This window comes from Streptomyces sp. NPDC059037, assembly GCF_042740015.1.
Classification (GTDB): domain Bacteria; phylum Actinomycetota; class Actinomycetes; order Streptomycetales; family Streptomycetaceae; genus Streptomyces.
Genome location: NZ_JBHYIG010000471.1, coordinates 1 through 3,804, shown reverse-complemented (window position 1 = coordinate 3,804; position 3,804 = coordinate 1). Strand labels below are relative to the sequence as shown.

The window sequence follows — 3,804 nt, the reverse complement described above, 5'->3', positions numbered from 1 at the left end:
TTGTGTGGTCGTGTGGGTCTGTGGTTTATATTCTATGGTGGGGGGGGGGTGGGGCACCGCCTCACCCCCCTGGGGGGGGCGCATGTCTCCCGCCCACCCACCCGATCACCCCGTAGTTGCCCGCCCACCCCATCGGTGGCTCCCCCAGCCCGGCCGCAGGTTTGGTCTTTCAGCCCGTCCGGCGTTTGAGGACGAACTCGGCGGAGCCGGTGATCTACCGAGCCACGTCGGGGGTTGGGGAAGGCCCCGCGGGGCCCGCCCCAGCCCCGCTCAGGCCGTCAGGCGGGCGATCGCCTCGGCCACCGTCAGTTCCTCGCGCTCGCCGGTCCGGCGGTCCTTCAGCTCCACGACGCCCTCGGCGGAGCGGCGGCCCGCGACCAGGATGGTCGGGACGCCGATCAGCTCCGCGTCGGTGAACTTCACGCCGGGCGAGACGCCCGCCCGGTCGTCGACCAGGACACGCACGCCCGCGGCGTTCAGCTGCTCGGAGACGTCGAGCGCGAGCTCCGTCTGGAGCGCCTTGCCCGCGGCCACCACGTGGACGTCGGCGGGGGCGATCTCCTTGGGCCAGCACAGGCCCTTGTCGTCCGCGGTCTGCTCGGCGAGCGCCGCCACCGCGCGCGAGACGCCGATGCCGTACGAGCCCATCGTCACGCGCACCGGCTTGCCCTGCTGGCCGAGCACGTCCAGCTGGAAGGCGTCGGCGAACTTGCGGCCCAGCTGGAAGATGTGGCCGATCTCGATGGCGCGGTCCAGCTTCAGGCCGGTGCCGCACTTGGGGCAGGGGTCGCCCTCCTCGACGACCACGACGTCCAGGTAGTCGTCGACCTCGAAGTCACGGCCCGCGACGACGTTCTTCGCATGCGTGTTGATCTTGTTCGCGCCGGTGATCCAGGCCGTGCCCGCCGCGACCCGCGGGTCGGCGATGTAGCGGACCTTCTCCAGGCCCTGGGGGCCCACGTATCCGCGTACGAGATCGTCGCGGCCCACGAAGTCCTCGGCCGTCACGAGCTCCACGACGGCGGGCGCGAGGTGCTCGCCGAGCTTGTCCAGGTCGACCTCGCGGTCGCCGGGGACGCCCACGGCGACGATCTCGCCGTCGACCTTGACCAGGAGGTTCTTCAGGGTCGCGGAGGCCGGGACGCCGAGGTGCGCGGCGAGCGTCTCGATCGTCGGGGTGTCGGGGGTGTCCAGGTCCTCGACGGGCCCGTGCGCCGAGGCGTCGACGGCCTCGGTCGCGACGAAGGACACGGCCTCCGTGTTGGCCGCGTAGTCGCACGCGGGGCAGTCCACGAACGTGTCCTCACCGGCCGGCGCGGGCGCCAGGAACTCCTCGGAGGCCGAGCCGCCCATCGCGCCGGAGACGGCGGAGACGATGCGGTGGTCGAGGCCGAGGCGCTCGAAGATCTTGATGTACGCGGCGCGGTGCAGGGCGTACGACTCGGCGAGGCCCTCGTCCGTGGTGTCGAAGGAGTACGAGTCCTTCATCTGGAACTCGCGGCCGCGCAGCACACCGGCGCGGGGGCGGGCCTCGTCGCGGTACTTCGTCTGGATCTGGTACAGGATCACCGGCAGGTCCTTGTAGGACGAGCACTGGTCCTTGACGATCTGGGTGAAGATCTCCTCGTGCGTGGGGCCGAGGAGGTAGTCCGCGCCCTTGCGGTCCTTGAGGCGGAAGAGCAGGTCGCCGTACTCGTCGTAGCGGCCCGTCGCGTCGTACGACTCCTTGGGAAGGAGCGCGGGCAGGAGGACCTCCTGGGCGCCGATGGCGTCCATCTCCTCGCGCACGACGTGGGTGATGTTCTCCAGGACCTTCTTGCCCAGCGGCAGCCAGGACCAGATGCCGGCGGCGGTGCGGCGGACGTATCCGGCCCGGACGAGCAGCTTGTGGTTGAGCGTCTCGGCGTCCGCCGGGTCGTCGCGCAGTGTCTTGATCATCAATCGGGACATGCGCTGGACCTGGGCCATGGTGAACTCCTGCGTGGAAAGAATGATGTGCAGGAGGTTAGCCGGGGGCCGGGCGCGTGCGGAAATCGGTTAGACGCCGGGCCGCCTGAGCGGCAGGGGCGCGCCCATCACGGCGTATGGCTTCGGGGCGCTGGGGAACAGGACGTTGCGGGCCAGGTCCGTGTAGCCAAGGGAGCGGTAGAGGCCGCGCGCCGGGCTCTCGATGTCGATCGCGGAGAGGATCGAGCGGGGCTGTGCGGCGCTGTCGGTGATGGTGGTGATGAGCGTGCGGCCGACGCCGCGGTTCTGATGGCCCGGCTGCACATGGAGCTCGGTGATCACGAAGGAGTCGTCGAGCCAGCCGTCCAGGTCCCGGGCGCGCAGATACGGCTCGACGACCGTGGACCACCAGTGGGAGCGGTCGTTGGGCATGCCGTAGACGAAGCCGATGAGCCGGCCCTCGGGCGTACGGGCGCCGAGTGCGCGGGCGCCGGGGTAGGTGATGTGCCGCAGCACGATCTGCCGCCGCACGGCCACCTCGTCGTCGCTGAGCCCGAACGCGTGGGCCTGCACGCGCAGCGCGTCGTCCACGTGCGTGGCGAGGTCCAGGGGCCCGATCACGACGTCGTCAGTCATGCGCCGAACTTTAACTCGCGGACGGGAGTGCGGGAGGGGTGCGGTGTGAGACGCGGGGGAGCTAGAACAGGACGCTCATGAACGCCCCGACCTCCTGGAACCCGACGCGCCGGTAGGCCGCCCTTGCCGCGGTGTTGAAGTCGTTGACGTAGAGGCTGACGACCGGTGCCACGTCCGCGAGGGCGTAGGCCAGGACGGCGGCCATACCGGGGGCGGCCAGGCCCTTGCCGCGGTACTCGGGGGCGACCCAGACGCCCTGCACCTGGCAGGCCTGCGCCGTGGCGGCGCCGATCTCGGCCTTGAAGACGACCTTGCCGTCGCCGTCGAGGCGGGCGAACGAGCGCCCCGCGCCGACCAGTTCGGCGACCCTCGCCTGGTAGAGCAGGCCGCCGTCGCCGGCGAGCGGCGAGATGCCGACCTCCTCGGTGAACATCGCCACGCACGCCGGCATGATCGTCTCCATCTCGTCCTTGCGTACGCGACGGACGTACGGGTCGGGCGTGATGTCCTGCGGGAGCCGGTCGGTGACCATCAGCGGCTGCTGGGCACGGACCTCGCGGGCGGGGCCCCAGGACGGTTCGAGCAGGCGCCACAGCTGGGCCGTGGGCTCGGCGGGGCCGACGATGGAGGAGCAGCGGCGGCCGGCCCTGCGGGCGCGGTCGGCGAAGGCGCGTACGGCGCGGGGAGTGGCGCAGATGGGGACGAGGTTGGCGCCCGCGTAGCAGAGCGACTCAAGGATTCCGTCCTCGTACCAGCCCCACATCTCGCCGCCGAGACGCCACGGGTCGAGGCCCGCGACGCGGACCCGCGAGGTCACGAAGGCGTTGGCCACCGGCTCGCGGTCGAGCACGGCGAGCGCGGCGTCCAGGTCGCTCGGTTCGAGGACCCGGGAGGTGGTCTGAGTCAACACGTGCGGGGGGCCTCACGGGGACGGGCTGCTGATCTCCGCACTGTACCTGGCGGGGGCGCCTTGTGCCGGGGCGTCCGCTTGGCCCCCACCGGGCCTGGCTCGTCCTCGCTCCTCACCCCGGGGTGGGGGTGGCTGCTTCGGGCCCTGTTGGCCGGGGTGGGGGTGGCTGCTTCGGGCCCTGTTGGCCGGGGTGGGGGCGGCTGCTTCGGGCCCTGTTGGCCCGGGGCGAGGACGGCTACTTCACCACCCGTGGCCCGGGGCGAGGACGGCTACTTCACCACCCGTGGCCCGGGGCGAGGACGGCTACTTCA

At 71.6% G+C, this 3,804-nt stretch carries 3 protein-coding genes; all 3 read right to left on the bottom strand.

The window, feature by feature from the left end:
- Window positions 1-270: 270 nt before the first annotated feature.
- Window positions 271-1,968 (bottom strand): proline--tRNA ligase, encoded by a 1,698-nt coding sequence (locus ACFWY6_RS44710; protein WP_384703471.1) that lies wholly within the window; start codon window positions 1,966-1,968, stop codon window positions 271-273.
- 69 nt (window positions 1,969-2,037) lie between these two features.
- Complete coding sequence (locus ACFWY6_RS44705) at window positions 2,038-2,583, bottom strand: GNAT family N-acetyltransferase (protein ID WP_384703468.1); 546 nt, start codon at window positions 2,581-2,583, stop codon at window positions 2,038-2,040.
- 61 nt (window positions 2,584-2,644) lie between these two features.
- On the bottom strand, window positions 2,645-3,493 hold the full coding sequence (locus ACFWY6_RS44700; RefSeq protein ID WP_384703465.1) for a GNAT family N-acetyltransferase: 849 nt from the start codon (window positions 3,491-3,493) through the stop codon (window positions 2,645-2,647).
- Between the last annotated feature and the right edge of the window lie 311 nt (window positions 3,494-3,804).

Bases quoted from the DNA above. Each gene is read 5' to 3' on its own strand.
- ACFWY6_RS44705 (WP_384703468.1), bottom strand. From the start codon at position 2,583: ATGACTGACGACGTCGTGATCGGGCCCCTGGACCTCGCCACGCACGTG.
- ACFWY6_RS44710 (WP_384703471.1), bottom strand. From the start codon at position 1,968: ATGGCCCAGGTCCAGCGCATGTCCCGATTGATGATCAAGACACTGCGC.